3 protein-coding genes and 1 pseudogene are annotated in these 3,886 nt (G+C 67.9%); 2 read left to right on the forward strand and 2 right to left on the reverse strand.

Features of this window, described 5'->3' with window-relative positions:
• Together HUW62_RS49510 and HUW62_RS46080 are read right to left on the reverse strand one after the other, a co-directional pair.
• A pseudogene (locus tag HUW62_RS49510) lies at positions 1 to 184 on the reverse strand (hypothetical protein); the annotation flags it as partial.
• 111 nt (positions 185 to 295) lie between these two features.
• A complete protein-coding gene (locus HUW62_RS46080; protein WP_176438064.1) occupies positions 296 to 1,456 on the reverse strand; it encodes a protein kinase in 1,161 nt (386 codons plus the stop codon).
• 275 nt (positions 1,457 to 1,731) lie between these two features.
• On the opposite strand from HUW62_RS46080, the gene HUW62_RS46085 reads away from it, so the two are divergent.
• Both HUW62_RS46085 and HUW62_RS46090 read left to right on the forward strand, forming a co-directional pair.
• The gene (locus HUW62_RS46085; protein ID WP_163871133.1) at positions 1,732 to 2,649 is read left to right on the forward strand and encodes a DUF2381 family protein; all 918 of its coding nucleotides are present in this window, start codon (positions 1,732 to 1,734) and stop codon (positions 2,647 to 2,649) included.
• On the forward strand, positions 2,646 to 3,886 hold a 1,241-nt coding region (locus tag HUW62_RS46090; protein ID WP_176438065.1), incomplete at its 3' end, for a serine/threonine-protein kinase. The genes HUW62_RS46085 and HUW62_RS46090, both read left to right, overlap by 4 nt.

Genomic DNA, 3,886 nt, shown 5'->3' on the forward strand with positions numbered 1-3,886 from the left:
GCTCCGTCAGCACCAGCAATCCACGGGACGTATCCACGACATACACATGACCATCTCCAGGAACCTGGAGCCCCGTGGCCCCCTCTTCCAGCGCGTCCCCGCGTCCCGGGTCCGTCTCACGATAGCTGTTGAAGTACGCCACTTCACGCGGTTGCGTGAGATTGCTCACGTCCAGCACGCGCAGCCTCGCCCCTGCAGCCATGTGGTTGGGGGGGTGTAATCGAGTGGAGAATTAGTGAGCAGGACAACTCATCCGTCTGTCGTGGGGCGCCGTGTCCGGAGAGACCCGCCACGCTCACGCGGAGGCGGGCTCGGTGGAAACACTGTCTGGGTGCAGTACCCGTGCCGTGCCGGGGTCCGCATCGGCCGCCACGGCTTCCCCTGCGTCCACCAGTGCTTCGTATAGCTCCGCCGCTGCTTCCGCGTATCCGTAGTTCTTCCGCTCGTGCAGCAGCTTGCGGAGCCGGTTCTCCAACTCCGCCGCCGAGGCGATGCGCTCTGAAGGCACGCGGCGCAGCAGCTTGGACAAGAGGGTCCGCACGGGGTCGGACAGCCCCCGCGTCGCCTGCGCCACGTCCTCCGGCTTGAAGGTGGCGGCCCGCAGCACAATCACTCCCATGTCGGGCTCGGTCCATTCGTCTTGCGCTCGCGCGACGGCGTCCCCGAGTCGTTCCTTTTCCTTCTCCGACAGCATCTGCGCCATCTCGTGCGGGAGCAGGTCCGGCGGGGAGAGCAGGTGACGGCCGGTGGCGAACTCCAGCAACACCAGCCCGAGCACGAACAAATCCGAGCGGGAGTCCTCGGGCTCCCCCAGCAACACTTCCGGGGAGGTGTAATAGGCGTCACCTCGAACGCGCGGCAGGCGCACGGTGCGCCGTCCAGGCAGGTGCGCGGACGCGAGCCCGAAGTCCATCAGCTTCGCCTTGCCGCTCCGCTTCACGCGGATGCGGGTGGGGTCAATCGCCCGGTGGACGATGTGCAACGGCTGACCCGTCTCGTCCCGACCGCCGTGCGCGTGGGCCAGCGCATCCGCCACCTGCGCGCCGATGTGGAGCATGAAGTTTTCGGAGAAGTAGCGCCCGCGCCCATGGGCCACATTGAGAAGGCTCTCCACGGAGCGCCCGCTGACGGCCTCCGTGATGACGTGGAGGGCCTTCTTGGATTCGTGCAGCCCGTGGACGCGAGCGATGTTCGGATGGTGCAGGTACGTGGCCAACTGCACTTCCTCCACCAGCCGTTGGCGCGTCACCTTCATGGCATCAGTGGTGGCTGGAAGACCGAGCGTCTTGATGATGACCCGGCCCAGGTCCGTCCGCCCCTTGCCGCGTTTCAGGGCCAGGACGACGCGTTCGCCATGGTTGCCGAGCCCCAGGTCTTGAACCAGCTCGTAGGTGAGGCCTTCGCGGCGAAAGAGGACGATGCCGGGCGGGTACGCCGGGGGACGAGAGAACACCATGCGCAAGACCTCCTGAAACCCACGCGGCACACGGACACCGCGCGGGAGCCTCAGGAAAGTACCCTTGAGTTGGGCCCGAGTTGAACGACGCTCAAGGTCATCGTCTGAATCTGTTGCAATATAATTGCAAGATGATTCTCGGCCTACCCTCAGGGGTGGTTTTGAAAAGAGCCTTTACACGCGGAGCCCGCCCACCCTGCCTCGAATCCCAAGCGCCGGGCCGCGATCCAGGAGCGCGCGGTCTGGTACGGTCCAACGCAGGAGGTCGTTCCCGCGTGTCACCACTTCCCAGGCTGGTTCCGGCGCTGCTTTCCCTGGTGGCGTGGACGGCGGCGGCCGAGCCGCCCTCGGAGAGAGCCCTGCGCGCCCGCCGTGCCGCCCTGACCGGAGCCCCCATCGATGTGCGCGTGGCGCCCGGCATCCCCACCACGCTCAACTTCGTCGCGGACATCGACCCGCGGAGTGTGGAGTTGGCTCCACAGGGGCACATCCAAGTGCTCTCCGTCGCGGCGCGGGCCATCACGCTCACACCTGTTGCCGCTCTGGGCACGACGGTGGCGCTGCGGCTGCGCTTCGCGGAGGCGTGCTCCGCCCTGGAGCCCGAATTCTCGCTGCGCACGGACGCCGTGGAAGTGGACGCGCAGGTCACGGTCTACCGGGACGCACGCGCGCCGGACTTGCTGCTGGCGCAGATGGCCGAGCTGGAAGCACGCGCCACCGCGTGTGAGGGAGAAATGACCGCGCTGCGCGAGCGCGGCGCGGCCACCGGCCCGGCCTTCTTGGTGGTTTCAGGCCAGCTTGACGCGCAAGGAGTTCAGGTCGCTGGCGCGGACTGCACGGCAGTCGGGTTGGTGTGTGAAGATGGGAAGCGCTTGGTCGCGAACAAGTGGGTGGTGGTGTCCGCGTGGTTGCAGAACCCGCCGGGACAGCCGATGTGGAAGCCTGGCGGGGCGTGGCTCGTGAGTGAGTCCCGCCGTGAGCGCATTCCGGCGCGCGTGGTGGCCCTGGAGTCCAAAGCGCTGACGCCCGAATCAGCGGGGATGTTCGCGGTGGAGTTCGCCCGCCCACCCAGGCGCCCCGGTGAGCTCTACCGGGTGGAAGTGCAAGAGGCAGAGGGCTCGCGGCACTTGTCCATTCGGGGCGTGAAGGTGGATGAGGCGAAGGAGCCAGGAGAGAAGGGGCACGGACCATGACCACGGCGCACCCCCTGGGCTTTCTCAGACCTGGCGCACTCATCGACTCCTTCCGCGTCGTCAAGGCGCTCGGGGAGGGCGCCAACGGCATGGTGCTGCTGGTGAAGCGGCGCGGGCGGCGCTTCGCCCTCAAGCTGGCCCGGTGCCGCGAGGTCAGCGACGACGTGGCGAAGACCAACCAGCGCATGACGCGGGAGCTGGGCTGTCTCATCCACCTGGAGCACCCGAACATCATCCGCGCCCGGGCCTGGGGCCACTATCCAGACCTGATTGGGGATTACTCCTATCTCGTGCTGGACTACGTGGACGGCTGGACGCTGGCCGAGTGGCTGGAGAAGGTGCGGCCCACCTTCAAGCAAGTGGCGCACGTGTTCATGAAGCTGGCGGACGCGCTTGACTACATGCACCGCCAGGGCGTCTTCCACCGGGACATCTCCCTGTCCAACGTCCTCATTCGCAAGGATGACGGTGAGCCCTTCATCGTGGACTTCGGCGCGGGTGATTTCGCCAACGCGCGGGAACTGACCGAAGGACCTTTGCCCCCGGGCACCAACCGCTTCCGCGCCCCGGAGGCTGTGACCTTCTGGAACGAGCACCGGTTGGACTTCAGTGCGCGCTATCCCTTCCAGGCGAAAGATGACCAATACGCGCTCGCGGTGTGTCTGTACGACGCGCTGACGGACGCGGAGACGGCGAAGGACCCGGAGCAGCGCGCCGCGCGGCGCATCACCGTCAACAGCCCCGCCATGGGCCCACCTCCCGCGCCCCGAGAGGCGAACCCGTGCGTCCCCGAAGCGCTCAGTGCCCTGGTGGCCGGAGCGGTGGAACATGACACAGCACAACGGCTGCCCACGCTGGAGGCCCTGCGCGGTGGACTGGAGGCCTTGGCGGACCCGGGCGGCGCGGAGTGGGAAGCGCCGGTGTTCGCGCCCACCGTGAGCGCACCGCGGGCGGGCATGGCCGGACGGCGGCGGGGCCGGCGACGCAAGGTGGCCGCCGTTGGCGCGGTGGTGGTGGCGACCGTGGCGGCCTTCGCGCTGCTGCGCGAACTGTCACCCACGCCCGAAGCACCTGGGCTCCCAGCCCCCGAGAGCGTTCCTCATGCGAAAGCGCCCGATGTTCTACCGCCTTCCCGCGCCGCGCCGCCCGCTGCTGGAGTACCGTCAGCGGCCCCCGTGGCCTCTGCTCAGAAGGAAGCTCCCACCGTGAGTGCCCCCAAGCCTCCCCAGCGTCAACC

The organism is Myxococcus sp. AM011 (genome assembly GCF_013372595.1).
GTDB classification, from domain to species: Bacteria; Myxococcota; Myxococcia; order Myxococcales; family Myxococcaceae; genus Myxococcus; species Myxococcus eversor.